This is a genomic window from Clostridium sp. KLE 1755, assembly GCF_000466465.2.
GTDB classification, from domain to species: Bacteria; Bacillota; Clostridia; order Lachnospirales; family Lachnospiraceae; genus Eisenbergiella; species Eisenbergiella porci.
The window spans coordinates 1-479 of sequence record NZ_KE992727.1 but is presented as its reverse complement, the minus strand read 5'-3'; the positions used below and the strand labels follow the sequence as shown (position 1 = coordinate 479).

Genomic DNA, 479 nt, shown 5'->3' with positions numbered 1-479 from the left:
TTTCTATCATATCTGCATTCAACACCAATATCGGATTGGGGCCTGCTGGTTCTCCCTCATTATCTCCTTCTCCCTGATTCTCGTCCTGACCTTCTGCCTCTCCAGAACTGCCTTCCTCATTACTTTCCGTCTCTGTTTCTGTAGCTCCTTCTGTTCCAGGCATGTCCCCAGTCTCAAGAGTTTCTTCCTCCACTGGTAAACTGTCTCCTCCACCATAACTACTGCTAACTACCGTAAAAGCTCTTGAAGCCTTCCCCACATTATTAGCCCCATCTCGTGCCACATATGTCACTATCACTTCTTTCCCATTCGTCCCTGCCACCTTCTCCACCAGAAGACTGTCACTCACGTCCCCATCCTTTTCATCCACCGCCGTCACTCCTTCCAACAGCAGTTCTTTATCCATTCCTTCCGTATATTCTATCTGCTTCTCTTCATCAAAGAATATTTCCGGTCCTTTCCTGTCTTTCCCCAGGTAC

1 protein-coding gene is annotated in these 479 nt (G+C 47.8%); it reads right to left on the bottom strand.

Going from position 1 to position 479, the window contains the following annotated elements; translation table 11 throughout:
• On the bottom strand, nt 1-479 hold a 479-nt coding region (locus HMPREF1548_RS30050), incomplete at both ends, for a hypothetical protein (RefSeq protein WP_021637483.1).